The organism is Pseudomonas sp. QS1027 (genome assembly GCF_002814235.1).
Lineage (GTDB): Bacteria > Pseudomonadota > Gammaproteobacteria > Pseudomonadales > Pseudomonadaceae > Aquipseudomonas.
Window position 1 is genome coordinate 57,162 of the sequence record NZ_PHSU01000014.1, and the last position, 24,400, is coordinate 81,561.

General features: G+C 66.6%; 3 protein-coding genes. All 3 read left to right on the plus strand.

What is annotated here, in order from left to right; all coding sequences use genetic code 11:
* Positions 1 to 13 precede the first annotated feature (13 nt).
* Genes fabD through CWE01_RS13400 form a run of 3 tightly spaced genes read left to right on the plus strand, consistent with a single transcriptional unit; the run spans position 14 to position 24,383 of the window.
* On the plus strand, positions 14 to 3,325 hold the full coding sequence (gene fabD / locus CWE01_RS13390; protein ID WP_100941005.1) for an ACP S-malonyltransferase: 3,312 nt from the start codon (positions 14 to 16) through the stop codon (positions 3,323 to 3,325).
* Positions 3,322 to 23,082, plus strand: a complete 19,761-nt coding sequence (locus tag CWE01_RS13395; protein ID WP_177410475.1) for an SDR family NAD(P)-dependent oxidoreductase — start codon at positions 3,322 to 3,324, stop codon at positions 23,080 to 23,082. The genes fabD and CWE01_RS13395 overlap by 4 nt, the downstream gene beginning before the upstream one ends.
* A complete protein-coding gene (locus CWE01_RS13400) occupies positions 23,079 to 24,383 on the plus strand; it encodes an NADH:flavin oxidoreductase/NADH oxidase family protein (RefSeq protein ID WP_100941007.1) in 1,305 nt (434 codons plus the stop codon). The genes CWE01_RS13395 and CWE01_RS13400 overlap by 4 nt, the downstream gene beginning before the upstream one ends.
* Positions 24,384 to 24,400: the final 17 nt, after the last annotated feature.

Here is a 24,400-nt window from a genome sequence, read left to right on the forward strand (position 1 = left end):
CAGGAGAAACAGCGTGTCGATTGTCTTCATGTTTTCCGGGCAGGGATCGCAGTACCGCCAGATGGGCCGGGCGTTGTACGAACAGGATGAGGGCTTTCGACGACACCTGGAGCGACTCGATCAGGTGGTCTTGGGCGCCACGGGGCACTCGGTGCTCCAGCAGCTGTATCCCGACACGCCGATGCCGGGGGCCCTCGATGACATCCTGGTGACGCACCCGGCGATCTTCATGCTCGAGTACGCCCTGGCGCAGACCCTGATCGAACAGGGAGTGCGACCTGATCATGTGCTTGGTTCGAGCCTGGGCGAGGTCGCGGCGGCGGCGGTCAGCGGTGCGGTGGAAGCCGAACCGGCGCTGCTGTTCGTGGTGCGCCAGGCCCGGCTGTTCCACGAGCACTGCCCAGCCGGAGGAATGACCGCGGTGCTCGATGCAGCAAAGCGCTTCGAGCAGTTGCTCGGGCAAGGCATCGAGGTCGAGCTGGCGGCGATCAACTTTGCCGAACATTTTGTCATCAGTGGCGCGGTCGCCGAGTTGAACCGCGCCGAAGCGCTGCTGGGGCAACAGGGCGTGGTGTTCCAGCGCCTGGCGGTGAGCCGGCCGTTCCATTCCTCGGCCATGGACAGTGTTCGCGGGGCTTTCCTCCAAGCGTGCGCCGATTTGCCCATGAGGTCTCCACGGATCAGCTACGTCTCGTCGACGTTCGGCGGGCCGGTGCACGGGTTCGCAGCGGATTACCTGTGGAACGTGGTGCGCGCCCGCTTGGAACTGCCGCCGGCGATCGCTTATCTCGAACAGCTCGGAGCCCACGAATACCTCGATGTCGGTCCTTCCGGGTCGATGGCCAATTTTGCCAAACGCTGCCGCGCCGTCGGCTCGGCGTCCACTGACCGGCTCATTCTGAGTCCATTCGACGCGTCGCTTCGCCCCTTCGAACGATGCATCACACATCTGGGGCGCAGCAACGTCCGCAGGGAGATCATGGCTATGAACACCAGCAAAGTGGTTTACATGTTTCCTGGACAAGGCGCACAGCACCGCGGCATGGGCGAAGGCCTGTTCGAACGCTTTGCCGAGTTGACCCGGCGTGCCGACCATGTGCTGGGTTACTCGATCCGCGAGCTGTGCGAGTCCGACCCGCGCAACGAGCTGGCGAGGACCGAGTTCACCCAGCCGGCGCTGTATGTGGTCAGCGTCCTGGCCTACCTCGACAAGGCCGCCGGCACGCCGCCACCGGATTATCTGCTGGGGCACAGCCTGGGTGAGTTCGCCGCGCTGTTTGCCGCCGGGGCCTATGACTTCGAGACCGGTTTGCGGCTGGTCAAGCGGCGCGGCGAGCTGATGGCCCAGGTGGTGGACGGCGGCATGGCGGCGGTCCTGAACATGGACCGCGAAGCCATCACCCGGACCTTGCAACAGGCCGGCGTCGACAGCCTGGACTTCGCCAATTTCAATGGCCCGACACAGATCGTCCTGGCCGGGCCGGTAAACGACCTGCGCAAGGTACAGCCGCTGATCGAGGAGGCGGGCGGGGTGTTTGTCAGCCTGAATGTCAGCGCGCCGTTCCATTCTCGTTACATGGCCCAGGCCCGCGAAGCCTTCGCCCGCGACCTGGCGCAGGTCGCGTTCAAGCCGCTGGGCATTCCGGTGATTGCCAACGTTGATGCCCGGCCCCACGAGGACGGCGCGATTGCCCGTCGCCTGGAGCTTCAGGTGACCTCGTCGGTGCAATGGGTCGAGAGCATCCAGTCCCTGCGCCAGGCTGGCGCGGAGCGTTTCGAGGAGGTGGGTCCCGGCAATGTGCTGAGCAACCTGCTGAGCAAGATCCTGCGCACGCCGGTGCCGGCCAGCCGCGCCGCCGACCCGCGTCCCGCGCCCCAGGTCCCGGTAGTTCAATCCGATGGATTGACGGCCGAGCGGCTGGGCAGCGCGCAGTTTCGCCAGGCCTATAAGCTCACTTACGCCTATATGGCCGGCGGCATGTACAAGGGCATCGCCTCGGTGGAGCTGGTGGTGCGGCTGGTGAATGCCGGCTGCCTGGCCTTTTTCGGTGCCGGCGGGCTCAGCACCGCGGTGGTCGAGGCGGCGATCCTCGAGATCCGCCAACGGACCGCGGGGCGCACCTTCGGCATGAACCTGGTGTGCAACCTGTCGAATCCGCACAAGGAAACCGAACTGGTGGAGTTGTTCATGCGCCAGGGCGTGGATGTCATCGAGGCCGCCGCATTCATGCAGATCACCCCGGCGCTGGCACTGTACCGGGTTCGCGGGCTGGTGGAGGTCAACGGCGAGGTCCAGGCCCGCCACCGGATCATCGCCAAGGTCTCGCGTCCGGAAGTGGCCCAGCAGTTTCTCGATCCGGTGCCGCCGCGGCTGCTGGAAAAGCTCTTGGCGCAAGGCGCGATCAGCGCCGCGCAGGCGCAACTGGCCAGCCGGGTGCCGATGGTCGACGACCTGGTGGTGGAGGCCGACTCGGGCGGCCACACCGACATGGGCGTGACCGTGGTGCTGCTGCCGACGATCATCCGCCTGCGGGACAACGTCTGCCGGGCCGCCGGTTACCGGGTCCCGGTCAGGGTCGGCTCGGCCGGTGGCATCGGCTCTCCGGAGTCGGCGGCGGCGGCCTTCATGCTCGGTGCCGACTTTATCGTCACCGGTTCGATCAACCAATGCACACCCGAAGCCGGCACCAGCGATGCGGTCAAGACGCTGCTGCAGGACATCAACGTGCAGGACACCGAATATGCCCCCGCCGGGGATATGTTCGAACTGGGTGCCAGGGTCCAGGTGCTCAAGCGCGGGGTGTTTTTCCCAGCCCGGGCGAACAAGCTCTACGACCTGTGGCGGCGCTATGACTCGCTGGAGGAACTCGACGACAAGACTTCCCGGCAGATCCAGGAGACCTTTTTCAAGCGCAGCTTCGATGAGGTCTTCGAGGAAACCCGCCAGTACTACGGCAAGGTCGCGCCCCAGGAGATCGAAAAGGCCCTGAGCAATCCGAAGCACAAGATGGCCCTGGTGTTCCGCTGGTACTTCATCCACAGCACGCGCCTGGCCATGAGCGGTAGCGAGACCCAGCGCGTCGATTACCAGGTGCATTGCGGCCCGTCCATGGGCGCCTTCAACCAATGGGTGAAGGGCACGGAACTGGAGGCCTGGCAGAACCGCCATGCCGATCTCGTCGCCACCCGGCTGTTGCACGGCACCGCCGACTACCTGAACCAGCGCTTGAACGCCATGCTCCACCCCGAGGCGCTATCCGCGCCGCCGGCGGAGGCCGCCCGTGCGGCGACAGCGCCACGGACACTGGGGAGCGCAGTGGCATGAGCAATCCGCTGAGCAGCCTGATACGCCGCCTGACCGGGCAGGCACCTGTGCAGACGCCGGCCGCCGAGCAGGGCCCAGCGGCCGGCGATATCGCCGTGATCGGCATGGCCTGTCGGGTTCCCGGCGCCGCCGATTACCAGGCGTTCTGGGAGAACCTGGCGGCCCGCCGCAACAGCGTCGACGAGATCCCCGCCAGCCGCTGGGACTGGCGCGAGTACTGGGGCGACCCGGCGTCCGAGGTCAACAAGAGCGACGCCCGCCATGCCGGTTGCATCGACCAGGTCGAGGCGTTCGATGCGAAGTTCTTCGGCATTTCCCCGGCCAGTGCCCACAACATGGACCCCCAGCAGCGAATCATGCTGGAGCTGAGCTGGCATTGCCTGGAGGACGCCGGCGTGCTGCCGTCCGCCCTGGCGGGCTCACGCACCGGGGTGTTTATCGCTGCGTTCAACTACGACTACAAGGAGTTGCTCGAAGGCGCCGGGCTGCCGATCGAGGCGTATCAGTCCACCGGCAGCGCCGCCGCGGTGATCGCCAACCGGATCTCCCATGGTTTTGACCTGCGTGGCCCCAGCGTGCTGGTGGACACGGCCTGTTCCGGGTCCCTGAGTGCGATTCACCAGGCCTTGCAGTCCCTGCGCCTGGGGGAAAGCGAACTGGCCCTGGCCGGCGGCATCAACCTGCTGCTGACTCCCACCCGGCATATCTCCTTCGCCAAGACCGGCATGTTGTCGCCGAGCGGCTCGTGCAAGAGCTTCGATGAGGCCGCCGACGGTTATGTCCGCAGCGAAGGCGCCGGTGTGCTGTTGCTCAAGCCCCTGGCCAGGGCCCTGGAGGACGGCGACCCGATCCACGGGATCATCAAGGGCAGCGCGGTCAACCATTGCGGCAAGACCCACACCCTGACCTACCCGAGTGCCCAGGCCCAGGCGGCGGTGATTCGTGCCGCGCTGGACGATGCCCGGGTCGCGGCCTCGAGCATTTCCTATATCGAGGCCCATGGTACCGGCACGCCGAAGGGCGATCCGATTGAAATCCAGGGCTTGTCCGAGGTCTTTGCGGGTGCCGGCGAGTCTATCGCCGGGCAAACCTGCGGGATCGGTTCGGCCAAGTCGAATATCGGCCATCTGGAAGCCGCGGCCGGAGTGGCCGGGGTGATCAAGGTCCTGCTGTCGTTCAAGGCCGGGCAGTTGCCGCCGCTGTGTCATTTCTCCCGGCTCAACCCGCGTATCGAACTGCGCGACAGTCCTTTCTATCCGGTCGCGCACTTGCAGCCCTGGCAAGCGTTACCGGCCGGAGCGGGTGAAGCGCCGGTACGCCGGGCGGGGGTCAGCTCCTTTGGTTTTGGCGGGACCAATGCGCATCTGGTCCTGGAGCAGGCGGGTGTGGTCGAACCGTTGCCCGTGACATCGACGGCCCCTGGCTGGTTGATTGCCCTGTCGGCCAAGAGCGAGGCGGGCCTGCGTCGACAATGCACACAGCTGCGCGACTGGTTGCAGGGCTCCGGCGCCGAGGTGGCGTTGGGCGCCATCAGCCAGGTGCTGTTGACCGGGCGTGAAGCCATGGCGTACCGCGAGGCCTGGGTGGTCCGCGACAAGGACGAGTTGATCCGCTTGCTGGACAACGCCGCGCAGGCCTCCGTGGCGAACCCTGTCCACAGTGAAACGGACCTGTCCGGGCGCGAGGAGGCTGCGCAACGGCTGGTACAGGCGCTGTCCTCGGCGGCGGCGCGGGGAAGCGAGCCGTATCTCCGACAACTGAACGAACTGGCCGGGCATTTTCTGGCAGGGGCAACGATTGCCTTTGCCGGCCTGTTTGCCGGCCAACCCCGTCGACATCTCGGGCTCCCGGGTTACGCCTTCGCCCGCGACCGTTACTGGCTGCCGCTGGCCGAGGTCCGTGGGCCGGCTACCGGGCACTTTCTGTCGATTGCCGAGCCGAGCCTCGCCGACCATGTGATCGCCGATCGGCATTGGGTGGCGGGTGCGGTGTTGCTGGCGGTCGCGGCCAAGGCCTGGGGCGCGGGAGCAGGGACGGCGCTGCGGTTCGACCGGGTGGTCTGGTTGCAACCGCTGGCATTGACGGGGGAAGGCGCTCGCGTGCAGGTCGACCTGCGCCGCGATGGGGCCTTGAGTGAGTTCGATGTCCGCGCGGACGGCCTCGGCCATCCGCTGTGCAGCGCCAGTATCGAGGCGCTGCCGGTGGTGCCGGTGCTACGCGATATCGCCGCGTTGCGACAACGGCATGGCGCTGCCCAGCTGGAAGGCGAGGCGCTTTATGCACGGCTGCGCAAGGTCGGCATGGCCTATGGGCCCAGCTACCGCGCCCTCCAGCAGAGCTGGCTGGACGGCGATGCGTCGCTGCTGGGGCGTATCGTGCTGCCGCCAGCCGAATCCGACGCTACCTTTCCCTTTGCCCCGCAGGCCCTGGATGCGGCTTTCCAGGCGGCCTTGCTGTTGGCCCTGGAGCTTTCCGGGGAGGGCGTCAGGCTGGGCTTTTCCGTCGGGCAATTACAGATCATGGGGGGCTTGCCCGAGCGCTTCTGGGTCCAGGTCACCCGTCGGAGTGCCGGCACCGGTCACTGGAGTTTCGATATCGAGTGGATCGGCGATGACGGTCGACTCTGTGCCAGCGCCACTGATTTTATTCTCAAGGCCGGTGCGGCGGCGCCCAAGGCGCACCTGTGCGCGGTCGAGTGGGTGGCGCAGGACGCGAGCCAATGGCTGCCGTCGAGCCCTGTCGAGGTCGGCTACACCGTGGTGGTGGGGGCCGATGAACGTCAGGCCGATGAGTGGCGCCGGCCGTTCGGCTCGGTGCTGTTCCTGCCGGCCCCGGTCGAGGCGAGCGGGCAAGACTGGCAGCGTGCATTGAGCGAGCTGGCACCGTTCGAGCGCCTGGTCTGGCTGGCGCCCGAAGGCTGCGGCGAGCCCTGGCACGCACAGTCGCTGATCGAGGCCCAGGACGCCGGGGTCATGGCCTTGTTCGCGCTGTGCCAGGGCCTGTTCCTGATGGGCTTGCGCCAGCGGCCGCTGGAACTCTGGGTGGCAACCACCCAGGCGTTGCAGGTCGGCTCGGGGCAAGCCCATGACCCGACCCACGCCGCCGTGCACGGCCTGGCGGGAACGCTGGCGCGGGAATGCCCGTCCTGGCAGGTGCGCCTGGCGGATTTCCAGCAACAGCAGCCGCTGCCTCTCGACGCCTTACGTTGTCTGCCGCCGCAACCCGCCGCGCTCAGTCGGGCCTGGCGTGACGGCCAGTGGTACCAGCAAGCGTTGCTGCCCGTGGACTATCCCGAGGTGGCACCGGCCTATCGCCAGGGCGGTTGCTACCTGATCATCGGCGGGGCCGGCGGTATCGGCGTGGCCTGGACCCAGCGACTGATCCGTGAGCATGGAGCCCATGTCTACTGGATCGGCCGGCGGCCCCTGGACGAAAATATCCGCCGTGATATCCAGCGCCTGGCGGGCGAGGGGCCGGCGCCCACCTACCTGTGTGCCGATGCCCGTGATCCGAAGGCCTTGGCCGAGGCCATTGAGCGTATCCGCAAGCAGCACGGGCAACTGCATGGGGTCATTCACGCGGCGATGCTGATGCGTGGCAAAAGCCTGGAACGCATGGATCGAGAAACGTTTCGCCAGGTGCTGTCGGCCAAGGTCGACACTGGGGCGGCGCTGGCCGAGGCGTTGTGTGACGAGCCATTGGACTTCCTGCTGTTCTTTTCCTCGATCAACGCCTTCGAACGGATCGCCAATCAAGGCAACTATGCGGCGGGCTGCGTATTTATCGACGAATTGGCGGCAAGCCTGGCGCAGCGCCTGGCCTGTCGTGTGGCGGTGATCGATTGGGGCTATTGGTCGGAGGTCGGAGCGCTGGCCGGTTCGGCGGCGCTCGAGGTGTTGCGCGAGCGCGAGGGCACCGCCCCGGTGGAACTGTTGCCGGCAATGCGGGCGGCCGATTTTGTACTGTCGGGGCCGTTGCTCCATGTCGCGGTGACCGGCAGCGCGGCCGCGCGGCCATCCGGGCTGGAGTTGCCGGACCGGCAGATCAGCCTGGTGCCCGCTGGGCAGGACAGCGTTGCTACGACGATCCGCTTGTTCGAGGCGGCCCTCAACGGTCGTGGTTCCACGCAGTTGCGTGGCGGCCTGACCCTGCCGGGCCTGGAGGCGCTGCTCTGCCAGGTGTTGCTGGTGCAGTTGTGCGAAGCCGGGTTGTTCGCGGAGCCGGTGGGCTATTCCCTCGACGCGCTCTACCAGCGCTTGCAGGCGCGGGCCGAGGGACCGGTCGGGGTCGACCGGCGCTGGCTGGAATACAGCCTGAAGTGGTTGGTGCAACAAGGTTATCTGCGCAGCGATGAGGCGGCCGAACCCTGTTACGAAGCGTTGGACGAGACGCCGGTCGCCGAGGTCTGGAGCGCGTGGGACCAGGCGTTGCGCGATGGCCAGGCGGACCCGGATCGGCGCGCCCAGGTGCAGCTGCTGGACGCTTGCCTGCGGGCGTTGCCGGCGGTGCTGGGCGGTCGCACGCGGGCGACCGCGGTGATGTTTCCCGAAGCCTCGATGGCCCGGGTCGAGGGGATCTACAAGCACAACGCGGTGTCGGACTACTTCAACGATGTGCTGACCCAGGCGGTGCTGGCGCGGGTGCGGGCGGGTCGCGAAAGTGCTGCGGCGCCGGTACGCATCCTGGAGATCGGCGCCGGCACCGGGGGCACCAGCGCCCGGGTATTCGAGGGCCTGGACGGGCTGGGGATCGAAGTCGGCGAGTACCTCTACACCGATGTTTCGCGGGCATTTCTGTTGCATGGGCAGGAAGCCTATGGCGCCGGTCGGCCGTACCTGACGTATCGGTTGCTGGATATCGAGAAGGACCTGGTCGGGCAGGGGCTGGAGATCGGCGGCTATGACCTGGTGATCGCGACGAATGTGTTGCATGCGACGGCCGATATCCGCCAGGTCCTGCGGCACGCCAAGGCGGCGCTCAAGGGCGACGGTTGGTTGCTGTTGAATGAACTGAGCGAAGCCTCGTTGTTCAGCCACTTGACCTTCGGTCTGCTCGAGGGCTGGTGGCGTTATCGCGACGAGGCGTTGCGCCTGCCCGGTTCGCCGGGGCTGTCGAGCGAAAACTGGCAGCGGGTGCTGGAAGAGGAAGGTTATCGGGGCGTGGGCTTTCCGGCGCGGGCCTTCCATGGCCTCGGCCAGCAAGTGATCATGGCCCGCAGCGACGGCGTGGTGCGCCATGCTCGCCGGGTATCGCCGGTGCAACCGCCGGCGGTGGTCGAAGAGGCCGTTACGGCGGTCGCCGAGGTGGCGCCCGCCGCTCAGGACAATCGACAGCAGGTCATGCAGACCCTGCGTGAAGTACTGGCCGCCAGCCTGCAGTTCGAGCTGGCCGATATCCGCGATGACGAACCCTTCGCCGATTATGGCGTGGACTCGATCACCGGGGTCTCGGCCGTGCGCCAGTTGAATACGCGCCTGGGCCTGGATCTCTACACCACCTGCCTGTTCGACTACACCAGCATCGAGCGTTTGGCGGGCTATATCGTCGCGCAATACCCGCAACTGAACGTCGCCGCGGTTCCCACCACGCCGCCGCCGGAGCCCCAGGCGCAGAGCCGGGTCGAGGCGCCCGCGCCAGCGAGCGACGACACGGCCATTGCCATTGTCGGCGTCAGTGGCCGATTCCCGCGCTCGCGCAATCTGGAGGCGTTCTGGAAGCATCTGGCCGCCGGCGAAAACCTGGTGGGCCGGGTCGAGCGCTGGGACCCGCAGGATTGCCATCCGGGCATGGACCCACAAGCGGCCTGCGCGAGCGGCGGGTTTGTCGACGGCATCGAGTATTTCGACCCGCTGTTCTTCAATATTTCGCCGCTGGAGGCCACCTATATGGACCCCCAGCAACGGCTGTTTCTTCAGGAAGCCTGGAATGCCCTGGCCGATGCCGGCTGCATGGGCGAACGGCGGCGCAGCGATGTCAGCGTCTACGTGGGCTGCGAGCAGGGCGATTACGAAAGCCTGTTCAGTGCCGGGCCGCCGCCACAGTCGTTCTGGGGCAATGCGCCGTCAATCATTCCGGCACGGATTGCCTATTACCTGGACTTGCAGGGGCCGGCCATCGCGGTCGATACCGCCTGCTCCAGTTCCCTGGTGGCGATCCATATGGCCTGCCAGAGCCTGCTTGCCGGCGATACCGCAATCGGCCTGGCCGGCGGGGTATTTATCCAATCCACACCGGCGTTCTACCAGAAAGCCAATCGCGCCAACATGCTTTCCGCCAGGGGGGCCTGCCACACCTTCGACAGCCGTGCCGACGGCTTTGTCCCGGGTGAAGGGGTTGGGGTGGTGGTGCTCAAGCGCCTGGCCGACGCCCTGGCCGATCGCGATCATATCCATGGGCTGATTCGCGGTTCGGCGATCAACCAGGACGGCGCCAGCAATGGCATTACTGCCCCCAGCGCGTTGTCCCAGCAGCGCCTGCACGAGTCGGTGCATGAGCGTTTTGCCATTGATCCGCAGAGCATCCAGCTGGTCGAGGCCCATGGCACCGGGACCCGCCTGGGCGATCCGATCGAGTTCAAGGCACTGAATGCGGCGTTTTCTCGCAACACCTCGCGCAAGGGCTACTGCGCCATCGGCTCGGTGAAGTCGAACATGGGCCATGCGGCGACAGCGGCGGCCATGGCCGGGCTGTTCAAGCTGCTGCTGGGCATGCGTCATCGGCAGATGCCGGCCTCGCTGCACTTCGAGCAGGCCAATCCGGCGATCGATTTCACTGCCAGTCCGTTTTTTGTCAATACTCGCCTGAGGGATTGGCCGGCTGGCGAAGGCCAACCACGGCGCGCTGCCATCAGTTCCTTCGGCTTCAGCGGTACCAATGCGCATATGGTGGTCGAGCAGGCACTGTCGCGTCTGCGTCCGCCCAGTCAGGTGCCGCTGGTGCTGATCGGACTGGATGCCCGCACTCCGGAGCAATTGCGCCAACGGGTGGCGGAGTTGCTGGGCTTTTGTCAGCAGGACAACGACTTTGCCTTGCTGGACATGAGCTACAGCCTGCTTACCGGACGCCAGCGTTTCGAGTACCGGTTCCTGACCCTGGCGGTCGACCGCGGCGAATTGATCGGCGCCTTGCAGGACTGGTTGCAGGCGTATCCGCCGGGAGTGGATACCTTTGCCGAGGCGCCGCTGGCGTGTCATGAACGTCTGCTGCACCGGGTCGAAGAGTCCGCCGGCCAGGCACGGAGTTATCTGGCGAGCCTGTGTGCGCCGGCCCTGGCGTTCTCCCGGGGTGAAGCCGCGGATTTTTCCAATGTGTTCAATGAGCTGGACTGCCAGCGCCTGCCGCTACCGGGTTATCCCTTTGCCCGTGAGCGGTATTGGGTCAGCGACACGAGCGCCGATGTGCCTCTGCTGACCTCCCGGGTGCAGGCGAGCCGGGCTCATCCGATGGGCGGCGCGGCGCTGGTGGAGGACGCGGCGGACTTCGAATGGACATTCGACGGTGATGAATACTTCCTGGCCCAGCACCGGATCGGCGGGCAGCGGGTCATGCCGGGGGTGGCTTTCCTGGAGATGGTCGGGGTCGCCCAGCGACAACGGCACCAGGCGCCGGAAACGGCCACGCTGAGCCTGGTCAACCTGGCCTGGCAGGAGCCTTTGCGGGTGACGGAAGCGTCGACCCGGGTGCGGATCCGCTTCAACCCGCCGGCATTGGCGGGAGGCTTCGACAGTTTTACCCTGGCTGGCGCCGATGGCGCTCGGCTGCATTGTCTCGGCCACTGTGCCGTGGATGAGGTCGCCACTCCCGCGCCCCTCGATCTGGAAAACCTGAAGCAGTTGTGTTCGGCCTCGGTCCTGGGGGCGGAGCAGTGCTACCGGCATTTCGAATCGGTGGGCATCGACTACGGTCCGGCTTTTCGTGGTGTGGAGCAAAGCTCGGTCAATGCCGGACATGGCGTTGGTGCGCAACTGCTGGCGCGTCTGGAGCGGCGCGCGGATGCCGGCCCGGGTTGGCGGCTCGAACCGGGGATGGCCGATGCGGCCTTGCAAGCGGCGGCGCATTGGCTGGTCCATGACTGGCCGACGCCCGAGGCCCTGGTACCGTTTTCCCTGGAACGTTTCGATCTCTTCGGCACCTGTGGCCCACGCATGTGGGCGCATGTGGTACGCCGTGAAGTGCTGGGCCGATCAGCGATCCCGGCGCTCGATATCAGCCTGGCCGACGAGAGTGGGCGGGTCTGTGCGCGTTTCAGCGGGCTGACCTTTCGTGCCGCCGGCCGGCCGCAAGGCCCCGACCGTGGACCGACGCTCTGGAGCGAAAAATGGACGCCGGCGCAAACGAGCAGCGGGGCGGGTAGCGAGCCGGTCGAGGATCGCCTGGTGATCGTTGCCATTGCTCCGGCACGGCTACAGGCCGAACGGGCCCTGGCCGGGTTGCCCTGGGTCAGGCTGGTCGAGCAGGATTTGCCCCTGGGCGAGGGTTATGTCCAGGCGGCCATTGCCTTGATGACACAGCTCCAGTCGCGTATCCGCAACGGCGGCGGCCGGACCCTGCACCTGCAGTTGTTGGTCGAGGCGGGTGACCGCCAGGGGCTGAATGACGGGCTGCTGGGGATGCTCAGCAGTGTCGCGCAGGAATATCCGGCGCTGAAACCGCAGTGCCTGATACTCGATATCGAGTCGCCTGAAAAAGATTGGGCTGCGGCGCTGGACAGTGCGCTGACACTGGGTCAGACGCGCTTGCGCTGGCGTCATGGGCGCTGGGAAGGTTCGGCCTGGCAGCCGCTACCCGTACAGCCCGCCGTGGCACCCTGGAAATTCGCCGGGGTGTACCTGATCACCGGCGGCCTGGGCGGCCTGGGCCGCGTCCTGGCCCAGGACATTGTTCGTCATGCGCCCGGCGCGACCCTGATCCTGGCGACCCGTCAGGTGGCGGCCGCACCCGGACCGGAGGCGCTCGAGCGCCTGTACGGCAGTACCGCTCGCATTGATATCCGGGCGCTGGATGTCAGCGACCTGGCGGCGACCCAACGTCTGGTCGAGCAGGTGCTGCAACGTTACGGCCGGCTTGATGGCGTGTTGCACGTCGCCGGTGTGACCCGCGACGGCTACCTGTTGCACAAGACCGGGCAGGCACTGGCCGAGGTGTTCGCGCCGAAGGTCCAGGGGGTATTGAACCTCGACAGCGCCACGGCGGCGCTCAAGCTGGATGTCTTCCTGCTGTTCTCGTCCATCAGCGCGCAACTGGGCAATGTCGGCCAGGCCGACTACGCGGCCGCCAACCGTTTCATGGATGGCTTTGCCCGGCTGCGGGCCAGTGAGGTCGAACGCGGCCTGCGCAGCGGCACCAGCCTTTCGATTGCCTGGCCTTACTGGGAAGAGGGCGGCCTGCGCATCGATGCGCCGTCGCTGGCACGCTTGCACACGGCCTGGGGATTGACCCCGATGCCGTCCGCCGTGGGTTTGCAGGTGCTGTACCAGGCGCTCGGCCAGTCCCAGGCGAATCTGCTGGTGCTGTATGGCGTCCAGGCGCAGGCCCGGGCATTGCTCGGCGAAACAGGCGCTGCGCCGGCACCGGTCGAGGCGCTTGCGACGTCCGCGCTGGAGCCACTGGAGCCGTGGTTATGCGCGACGGCAGCGCTGCTTGCCGGCGTGCCCGAGGCGGACATCGATCCCGAACAACCCTTTGCCGACTATGGCTTCGACCGGGTGCAACGCGAGGAGCTGTTCCGGCGCATGGCCGAGCACCTGGACCTGGCGCCCCACAGCCTGGCGCTGTCCCACTGCAGCTGCCTGCGCGAGGTCTGCGCGCAGTGCGCCGGACACCTGCCGGCAGCGTCTTCCATTGCTGCGATGGAGTATCCCCTTACCGTGGACACACATACCGCCACCCCGACACCAAACGCCCAGGCGTTTATCCTCGCGCTGCTGCGCAAACTGCTGGTTTCGGTCACCCGGGTCGCGCCTGAACAGTTGCAGGACAGTCGTCATTTCGAGCACTACGGCATCGATTCGTTGATGGTGGTGCAGATGACCACCGAGTTGGAGAAGTCCTTCGGCGCCTTGTCCAAGACCTTGTTTTTCGAGCACGGCTCGATCGAGGAGTTGGCGGCGTACTTTCTGCTCCGGCACGGCGCCAGGCTCAATGAACTGGCGCCCGACGCGCCATCGACATTCACCCCGTTCGTGGCCCAGGTGCCGCTGCCACCCGTGGTTACGGCGTCAGCGGCAGTCGTCGCGCCGTCTGGTTCGACCAGCACCCCGGAACCGATCGCCATCGTCGGCCTGAGCGGGCGTTACCCGCAGGCCGCCAATCTGCAGGTCTTCTGGCAGAACCTGGTCGAGGGCCTCGATTGCATCACCGAAGTGCCGGCGCAACGTTGGGACCCGGCACAGGTCCTCAAGCCCGAGGGCAAGTCGCTGAGTCGCTGGGGTGGTTTTATCGACGGCGTCGACCAGTTCGACCCGCTGTTTTTCAATATTTCGCCCCATGACGCCGAGTTCATGGACCCCCAGGAACGGCTGTTCCTGCAATGTGCCTACGAGACCTTCGAGGATGCCGGGCTGGCCCAAGGCTTGCGTAGCCAGGGCGAGGCGGGACGTACCGGCGTCTATGTCGGTGTGATGTACCAGGAGTATCAGCTCTACGGTGCCGAGCAGACCTTGCTCGGCCGGCCGATGGCCCTCTCCGGCAGCAGCGCCTCGATTGCCAACCGGGTGTCCTGGTGTCTGGGGCTCAAGGGCCCGAGCCTGGCGGTCGACTCCATGTGCTCGGCATCGCTGACGGCCATCCACCTGGCGTGCCAGGGACTGCGCAGCGGCGATTGCGAAGTGGCCCTGGCCGGTGGCGTCAACGTCAATCTGCACCCGAACAAATACCTGGGCCTGGCCCAGGGCAATTTCGCTTCCAGCCGCGGGCGCTGCGAGAGTTTCGGTGCCGGTGGCGATGGTTATGTGCCCGCCGAAGGCGTCGGTGCGGTGCTGCTCAAGCCCTTGAGCAAGGCCCTGGCGGATGGCGACCGGATCTATGCGCTGGTGCGCGGCAGCCAGATCAACCATGGCGGCAAGGCCAACGGCTTTACCGTGCCGAACCCGAATGCCCAGGCACAGGTGATCAGCCAGGCACTGGCGGCGGCGGCGGTCGATCCGCGCCAGGTCGGTTATGTCGAGGCCCATGGCACCGGCACCGCCCTGGGCGATCCGATCGAACTGGCCGGCCTGGCCAAGGCCTATGGCCAGCGCGGGCCCGGCGAGGGCCGTTGTGCCCTGGGCTCGGTCAAGTCGAATATCGGTCATTGCGAGAGCGCCGCGGGTATCGCCGGCCTGACCAAGGTGCTGTTGCAGATGCGCCATGGACAGCTGGTGCCTTCGCTGCACAGCAGTGAACTGAACCCGGCGATCGATTTCGAGCATTCGCCCTTTGTTGTCCAGCGTGAGCTGGCTGACTGGCCACGGCCGACACGGCAGGTCGATGGCGTCGTCCGCGAGTGCCCGCGCCTGGCCGGGCTGTCGTCGTTCGGTGCCGGTGGCTCGAATGCCCATCTCATCATCGAGGAGTATCCGCTGGCCGCGCGCGAGGTTGTCCCGGCGGCGCAGCAACGGCCGTTGCCGATCCTCCTGAGCGCGGCCAATGCCGAGCGTTTGCACGAGCTGGCCGAACGTTACCTGGGATTTTGTGACCTGGCCCCGGGGCAGGGCCTGCTGTTCGAGGACCTGGCCTACACCTTGCGCACGGGGCGCGAAGCGCTGAATGAACGACTGGCGTTCATGGCTGGCTCCTGGGAGGAATTACGGGCCCGTCTGCACGAGTATCTGCACGAGCGCGGTGAGGCGGGGACGCTGTACAGCGGCTCGTGCCGACACGGCGATAGCTCGGTTGCCCGTTTGCTGGGGGACGACGATCTTTCCCGGTTGCAACGCCAATGGGTGACCGCCGGACGCTTCGAGAAGTTGCTGGAATTGTGGATCAACGGCGTCGCGATTGACTGGGCGGCGTTGCTGGAAAGCCAGGGTGGCCGCAAGGTTTCGTTGCCGACCTATCCCTTTGCCAGGGAGCGTTACTGGTATACGGGCATCCACCCGGACGGGCCAGGGATAAACAGCCTGCCCGGGCGCCACGAGGTGCCGGTTGCCGGTCCCCTGGCCCTGGTCAACAGCTCCGGCCTGGAGGGCTTGAGCTACACCACCCGGGTCGATGGCGAGGAAAGCTTCCTGGCCGATCACCGGGTCCGGGGCCGGCGGATGATGGCCGGTGTGGCCTACCTGGAGCTGGCGCGCAAGGCCCTGTTCCAGGCTGGCGCACAAGATGTCGACGGAGCGGCCGGATTGCGCCTGAGCGATGTGTTCTGGTTGGCACCGGTGGTGGTCGAGGCCGAGCCGGTGAGCCTGAAGATTCGCTTGCAGCCCGGGTCGGGCGGGGCGGTGGGGTTCGAGATCCTCCAGGGCGACGGCGTTTCGCGTGTTCCCGGCGGCGAGGCGATCAAGGTTCGTGGCACGCTACAACGGCTGGCGCTTGAGACGCCCCAACGCATCGATCCTCAAGCGCTGTTGGCGCAACTGCGCAGCGCGCCGGGGTTTCAGCAACCGACCTCCGCGCAATTCTATGAAACCTTCGCCAGGCTGGGGATCGACTATGGGCCCAGCCACCGCTGCCTGAGTCACTTGTACAGCAGCGAGGAACAGGTCCTGGCCCTGATCGAGCTGGCGCCTGGGGACCTGCTGTCCCTGGAGCGGCAGCCCTTGCATCCTTCGATCCTGGACGCCGCGTTGCAGGCGACCCAGCTCCTGAATCGCGGCGAGCAGCCGTTGCGGGTGCCTTTTGCCCTCGGCGAACTGCTGGCGTATGCGCCTTGTGCCGCGCGGATGTGGGTGTCGGCGCGCCATAGCCAGGGCCGCGAGGGCCATGACCTGGAACTGTTCGATGAGCAAGGGACATTGTGCGTCAGCCTCAAGGGCCTGCGGGTCCGCGAGTGGTCGGCGTCGGTGACGACGGACACTGCACTCGATACACACGCCTTGCCTGCCGGCGATCTGCTGCTGGCACCGGATTGGGCGCCGTTGGCGTTGCAGCCCGGGAAGATTTCAACGGCGGCAACGCTGGTGATCGGCGCCGACGGACTTGCGCTGGAGGCGCTGCGCGCCACCGGGGTGAATGGGCTGGAGTGCCGGGTGGCGCTCGACGACAGCGTCGAGCAACTGCTGGCCAGGTTCGAGGCTTTACCGCCATTTGATCGGCTGGTGCTGCTGCTCGCGCCGGGCAGCACCCGCAGCCTTGGCGACGAGCGCCTGGTCGAGGAGCAACAGGCCCTGGCCCGGCAGCAGCTACGGCTGGTCCAGGCCTTGCTGCGTTGCGGGTTCGACAAGCAGGCGCTGCATTATGTGGTGATTACCCGTGACGCCTGGTCGGCTGACGCCGCGCAGCCCGCTCATGCCGGCATTCATGGCCTGGCGGGCAGCCTGGCGAAGGAAATGCCGCACTGGACGGTGCAGGCGCTGGATCTTGAGCACGCCACGGCCTTGCCCTGGGAACAGGTCTTCAGCGTGCCGGTTCAGGGTGAAGAGACCAGTCGCCGTCTGCGTGACGGCGTCTGGTGGGCGCGGCAGTTGGTGCTTTATCGTCCGTCGGCGAATACCACCCCGGTTTACCGCCAGGGTGGCGTCTATGTGGTGATTGGCGGCAGCGGCGGCCTGGGCCGGGTCTGGACCGAAGTGGTGGCGCGCGACCATGCCGCCCAGGTGGTGTGGCTTGGCCGGCGGCCGCTGGATGCGTCGATCGAGGCCAGCCTCGATGACATCGCCCGGCACGGACCGCGCCCGCTCTACCTGAGCGTCGACGCCACGGACAGCCGGCAATTGCAACAGGCCAACGAGACGATCCTCCAGCGCTTCGGGCGTATCGACGGCCTGGTGCATTCGGCCATTGTCCTCGATGACCGTGGCCTGGCGAATATGAGCGAAACACAGTTGCAGCGCAGCCTGGCCGCCAAAGTCGATGTCAGTGTGCGCATGGCCCAGGTGTTTGCCCGCCAGCCGCTGGATTTCGTCCTGTTCTTTTCCTCGCTGATCGCCTTTACCCGCAACGCCGGGCAGGCCAACTACGCACTCGGTTGCTCGTTCAAGGACATGTTTGCCGCGCGCTGGCGCCAGGAAAGCCGGGTCCCGGTGAAAACCATGAACTGGGGTTACTGGGGCGGCACCGGGGTGGTTGCCTCGGATGCCTATCGCCAGCGCATGGCGCGCGAAGGGATCGGCTCCATCGAACCGCGCGAAGCCATGCAGGCGATCGAGACCTTGCTGGCCGGTCCCCTGGACCAGTTGGCCTTTATCAAGACCCTGGCGCCCGTGGCGTTGCCGGGCAGCGACGCGTCGCGGCAGTGGCTCGGCCAGCCGTCGGTGTCAGCGGTAGCGCTGGATATCGAGCCGGCGGTGCAGGCCTGGGTCAGTGCCCGCGATAGGCACGCGGCGGGCCTGTTGGAACGCTATCGCGACGGCGCGCGGCAGCATCAGGCGCCGCTGTGCCAGGTGCTGCTGGTGCAGTTGCGCGAAGCCGGGTTGTTCGCCGAGCCGGGCGGCTACTCGCTCGATGCCCTTTACCAGCGCTTGCAGGCGCGGGCCCAGGGCCCGGTCGGGGTTGACCGGCGCTGGCTGGAACACAGCCTGAAGTGGCTGGCGGTCCAAGGTTATCTGAGCGGCGACGCGGCGCTCGAACCGCGTTATACGCTGCTGCGTGGGATACCGGCAGCCGAGGCCTGGGCGGCTTGGGAACAGGTGCTGGGCGAGGGCGAGGCCAACCCGGATCGACGCGCCCAGGTGCAACTGCTGGATGCGTGCCTGCGGGCCTTGCCGGCGGTATTGGGCGGCCGCACGCGGGCGACCCAGGTGATATTTCCCGATTCATCGATGGCGCTGGTCGAGGGCATCTACAAACACAACGCGGTGTCGGACTACTTCAATGATGTGTTGATCCAGGCCGTGTTGGCGCGGGTCAGGGCCGGTCGCGAAAACGCCACGGTGCCGGTGCGCATCCTGGAGATCGGCGCGGGGACCGGGGGCACCAGCGCCCGGCTGCTCGAAGCCCTGGACGGCTTGGGTATCGAGGTCGGCGAGTACGCCTACACCGATGTCTCGCGGGCGTTTCTGCTGCATGGACAGGAGGCCTATGGCGCCGGCCGGCCATACCTGGCCTATCGACTGCTGGATATCGAGAAGGACCTGGTCGGACAAGGCTTGGAGATCGGCGGCTACGACCTGGTGATCGCAACGAATGTGCTGCATGCGACGGCCGATATCCGCCAGGTACTGCGGCATGCCAAGGCAGCGCTCAAGGGCGATGGCTGGCTGCTGTTGAACGAATTGAGCGAAGCCTCGTTGTTCAGCCACTTGACCTTCGGCCTGCTGGAGGGCTGGTGGCGTTACCGTGACGAAGCATTGCGCCTGCCCGGTTCGCCAGGGTTGTCGAGCGAAAACTGGCAGCGGGTGCTGGAAGAGGAAGGTTATCGGGGCGTGGGCTTCCCGGCGCAGTCTTTCCACGGTTTGGGTCAGCAAGTGATCATGGCCCGCAGTGACGGCGTGGCCCGGCTGTCACGCCAGGTGGCGCAGGTGCCGGTCGTTGCGCCGACGGTGGCGATCGACAGCGGCCAGTCCCAAGCGGCTGCGGTGCGTCCGGAGCCGGTCCCGGCAGCAGTCGACCTGCGTGCCGGCGTTCGCCAGGTGGTCATGGCCTGTGTGGCCACGGCGCTCAAGGTGGCGCTGGAAGTGATAGAACCGGATGAATCTTTCTCCGACTACGGGCTGGATTCGATTACCGGCGTCAACCTGGTGCGGGTCCTGGACGAGCAGTTGGGCATCAACCTCGGCACCATGGCCTTGTTCGATTTCTCCACCGCGACCCGGCTGGCCACGCATATCGTCGAACAGCACGGCGCCAGCCTGCGCTTGCCAGGGGTGGCCACATCGGCGAGCCCGGCTGTCGCGCCGGTGCCGGTGCAACCCTCGGTATCCGGCGCTCCAGCCGCCGAACCGTGGCCTGTCGCGCGCCCCGAAGTAGCCGAAGAAAAACCCCCGACCCGCCCGTCGTTCGAGCGCGAGCCGATTGCAATCATCGGCATGAGCGGACGTTTCCCCCAGGCCGACTCCCTGGAACAACTCTGGCAGCACCTGGCCGCCGGCCATGACCTGACCGGGCCGGTGCAGCGCTGGGACCTGGCCAGCGGCGATGATGTCGAGCCCGCCAGGGGCCGTTGCAACCGGGGTGGCCTCCTGGAACGGATCGATGGCTTCGATCCGCTGTTCTTCAATATCTCCGGCCTGGAAGCCAGTTGCATGGATCCCCAGCAGCGCCTGTTCCTCGAGGAATCCTGGACGGCGCTGGAGGACGCCGGGTATGTGGCCGACGCCGTTGCCGGGCGCAAGGTCGGGGTGTACGTGGGCTGCAGTGCCGGCGACTATCGTTCGCTGTTCGTCGAGACGCCGCCGGCCCAGGCGTTCTGGGGCAATGCCAGTTCGATCGTGCCGGCGCGCATCGCCTACTACCTGGATCTGCAAGGCCCGGCGATTGCCGTCGATACCGCCTGCTCCAGTTCCCTGGTGGCGATCCACCTGGCCTGCCAGGCGCTGTGGACCTCGGAGATCGAGATGGCCCTGGCGGGCGGTGTGTTCGTGCAGTCGACCGCGGCGTTCTACCAGTCGGCGCAGAATGCCGGCATGCTTTCGCCAACCGGTCATTGCCACAGCTTCGACCAGCGCGCCGATGGTTTTGTCCCGGCCGAGGGCGTTGGCGTGGTGATCCTCAAGCGCCTGAGCCAGGCCCAGGCCGACGGCGACAATATCCAGGCGGTGATCAGCGGCAGCGGGATCAATCAGGACGGTGCCAGCAATGGCATTACCGCGCCGAGCGCACGTTCCCAGGAACGGCTGATCCGCCAGGTGCACGAGGATTTCGCCATTGCACCGGCTTCCATCTCCCTGGTCGAGGCCCATGGCACCGGCACGCCGCTGGGCGATCCCATCGAGTTCGAGGGCCTCAAGCGGGCGTTTGGCGATGAGGGCGGGCGCAACGGTTACTGTGCCCTGGGCTCGATCAAGGCCAATCTGGGGCACTGTGTCACGGCGGCCGGCGTGGCCGGGGTGCTCAAGGTGGCGCTGGCACTTCGTCATGGGCAGTTGCCACCAGCGGCGGGTTTCGCGGTCGGCAACCCGGCCATCGATTTTGCCCGGAGTCCGTTCTTCGTCAATCGCCAGCTCAGTGCCTGGAATGGCATCGACGGTGGCGTGCGCCGGGCCACGGTAAGCTCGTTCGGTTTCAGTGGCACCAACGCGCACCTGGTCATGCAGCAGCCACCGCTGCCGGTCTTGCGCGGCGGGGAGAGCAGCCCGCCCTGGCTGATCGTGCTGTCGGCGCGCTCGGTTGCCCAGTTGCGCCAGCAAGCCGAAAACCTGCTCGGCTACGCGGCCACCCAGGCGTCCCTGGATACGGCGGCGGTGGCGTTCACCTTGATGGTCGGGCGCAAGCATCACGAGTTCCGCCTGGCCCTGGTCGTCACGGACGCGGCGCAACTGTTGGCGTGCCTGCGCGATTGGCTGAAGGGTCGCGAATCTGCGGCGGTGCAGGTCGGGCATTGGGAGGCGCGCAGCTTCGTCGAACAGCCGGCGGTTCTCGAAGCCGCGCGGGCGGCGCTGATCCGACTGGCCGGCAATCGCGATGCGCAAGCCCGTGGCGAAGCCTTGGCCACGGTGGCCCAGGCGTTCGTCCAGGGTTATGGACTGGACTATCCGAGCCTGTTCACACCGGCCGAACGGCGTCGGCTGTCGCTGCCGACTTATCCGTTCGAGCGCCAGTCCTACTGGGTGGCGCCGGCATTCCAGGCGCCGTCGACGGTCGCGCCCGTGGTGGTGAAGGAGGAAACGCCGAATAGCTGGCTGTTCTGCGAGGAGCAATGGCGCGAACAGGACCTGCCAGCAAGCCTTGACTGGTCGGCCAGAATCAAGGCCCTGTCCGGTGCCCATGTGGCGGTGGTCACCTCGCAGCCGCAGCGCTTCGGCGCCTTTGCCCGATTGATCGAGGCCTTGTGGGCCCAGGCCGCCAGTACGGCGCCGACCCTGGAACACCTGGACCCGCGGATCGGTTCGAATAGCGGGCGGTTGCCCGACGCGGTGTTCTTCCTCGGGCATGCAGCGACCGCCGGCCAGGTGCCGCAGCCTGGCGCCCTGGACGAGATCGAGGCGGTGTTCCAGGTCAGCCGTCGACTGATGGCCGCCGATTGGGAGCATGCCGTGGAGTATTTCCATGTGCACGGCCCGGCGCTCGCCACGAGTGAATGCGATGGGCAGGCGCTGTACGGCTTTGCCCGTTCGGCGACACTGGAGAACAGCCACCACGGCTGGACCCTGTTGCAGCACCAGGCCGATGCCCAGGCCGACGATCTGCAACTGATCGTCCGTGAATGGCTGGCCGGCGAGCGCCAGGGCAGCGAAGTGGCGATGCTGCGTTATCAGGGCACGCAACGACTGCGCCGACACCTGGTCCAGCGTCCACGGGCTGAAGGCGAAGTGCAGCGCTTTCGGCGCCACGGCCACTACCTGCTGGTGGGCGGACTGGGACCGGTGGGTGAACTGCTGTGCCAGGAACTCGCGCGGACCTTCCAGGCCCGACTGAGTATCGTCTCGCGTTCCGCGCCGGACGCCGAGCTGCAGGCCCGCTGCGATGTGCTCCGGGCCCTGGGCGCGAGCGTGCATTACAGCGCCGTCGATATCACCGACCGGGCCGCCTTGCAGGCCGTGGTGGAGCAGCGGGTCGGCGCGGTCGGCGAGTTGCACGGGGTGATTCATCTCGCGCGTCTGGTCGACGATGGCCTGATCGTCGACAAGACCTGGGCCGCGTTCCAGCGTTCGATTGCCGCCAAGGTCCAGGGCACGATCAACCTGGACCAGGTCACGGCCCGTCAGCCGCTGGATTTCTTCATGCTGTTCTCGTCCATGGCCGCCTACGGTATTCGCGGTTCGGCGGACTACGGTTATGCCGCGGCCTTCCAGAATGCCTTCGTGGGCCATCGTCAGCGGCTGGAGCGCCAAGGTGAGCGGCGTGGCGTGTCGATGGCGCATTGCTGGGGTGCCTGGTGCGTGGACCGCTATATGCCGGACAACCGTCCTGCCCATCTGCAGGCTTTGGGCCTGGGGCTGATCGATATCCAGTCAGCCTTTGCCTATCTGCACGCCAGCCCGGACAGCGGGGTGGTCGGGGCGTTGGCGGTGGTCGATGCGGCGCAGGCCTGTCGTGGCCTGGGGATTGAACCCCTGTCTGATCCGGCCGCCACAGTCTCCAGTCCGCTGGCGAGCCTGCACGCGCAGCTGCTGGCCTGGGAACAGCAGTGCCGCGATGGCTCGATCCTTGACCCGGCCGTCTGGTGCCAGGTCGTCGGCGCACATGATCTGGACTTGCTGGACGAGGCCACGATCGACCGACTGGATCGCCTGTTCTTCGCGGGCGAGGCCACTGCGCCCATGCCCGATGAGGCGCCGGCGGTACGCGCCAGCACCCTGGCCCAGGTACGTGAAGTGGTCGCCAGGGTCCTCCAGGTGCCCGACCCGGACCTGGATGAAAGCTTCCCGCGTTATGGCCTCGACTCCGTGGGGGCGATGCAGGTGGCGTCGGCCTTGAGCCGTGCCCTGGGTCGTATCGTCGAACCACGCTGGCTGGTGCAATACGCGACGATTCGCACACTGGCCGGCTATCTGCAAACCACCGCCGAGGGCGCGCTCAAATGACCCATACGACACTGTCGTCAACACTGGCCCGTTCGTTATCGATCCTGCCCGAGGAGGCGTCCGTGGTTCAGGACGCACCCTCCCTGGGCAGCCCCTTTGTCCTGCCCAATGGCTGCGTGCTGAAGAACCGCCTGGTCAAGGCGGCCATGAGCGAGCAACTCGGCGACCGCCGGCACAACCCGTCGCCCGGCCTGCCGGTTCTCTACCGCCAATGGGCCAAAGGCGGCATCGGGCTGTCGATCTCCGGCAATATCATGGTCGACCGCCAGGCCATCGGTGAGCTGAAGAACGTGGTCCTCGATTCCCACAGCGATCTCGGCGCCTTCGAGCGCTGGACCCGCGCCGCCCGCGAGGGCGATACGCATTTCTGGGCCCAGCTGAATCATCCCGGCAAACAGATCATCAACCTGCTCTGCGAGGAGCCCGTCGCGCCGTCGTCGGTGAGCCTGGAGGGTGGCCTGGAGAAAAACTTCAACCGGCCGCGGGCGCTGACCGAGCGGGGCATCGAGACCATCATCGAACAGTTCGCCACCAGCGCCCGGCTGGCCAAGGCCGTGGGTTTCACCGGCGTGCAGATCCATGGCGCCCACGGTTACCTGATCAACCAGTTCCTTTCGCCACGGCATAACCTGCGCGAGGACCGCTGGGGCGGCAGCCTGCCCAACCGCATGCGCTTTGTCGTGGCGGTGTACCAGGCGATTCGGGCGGTGGTCGGCGCGGATTTCCCGGTGGGCATCAAGCTCAACTCGGCGGACTTCATGCGTGGCGGCTTCACCGAGGAAGAGTCGTTGCAGGTGGTGCGGACCCTGAGCGAACTGGGCCTCGATCAACTGGAGATCTCCGGGGGCACCTATGAAAGCCCGGTGATGGTCGGCGACCCGGCGGCCAGCACCCTGGCGCGTGAAGCCTATTTCCTCAACTACGCCGTGCGGGTGCGCGAGATCAGTGCGCTGCCGCTGGTGGTCACCGGCGGCTTTCGCTCCGCAAAGGCCATGGGCGAGGCCCTGGGCAGTGGCGCCACCGACTTTATCGGCCTGGCCCGCCCCCTGGCACTGGACCCGCAGATGCCGGCCAAGCTGCTCCAGCAGGCGCACTACCGAATGGACCTGCGTCCCCTGAGTACCGGCTTCGACGCCCTGGACCGGATCGCCACCTTGAATGTGTCCTGGTACGAGCATCAGTTGCAGCGCATGGCCAGGCACCAGTTGCCGAAACCGGGCCTGAGCGAATGGACCAGCCTGGGCAAGACCCTGCTCAATTTCGGCGCCTGCGTGATGAAAAAGCGCAGCGCCCGGGGCTGAACCTATAAGTGCTGATA

Bases quoted from the DNA above. Each gene is read 5' to 3' on its own strand.
- CWE01_RS13400 (WP_100941007.1), top strand. From the start codon at position 23,079: ATGACCCATACGACACTGTCGTCAACACTGGCCCGTTCGTTATCGATC.
- CWE01_RS13395 (WP_177410475.1), top strand. From the start codon at position 3,322: ATGAGCAATCCGCTGAGCAGCCTGATACGCCGCCTGACCGGGCAGGCA.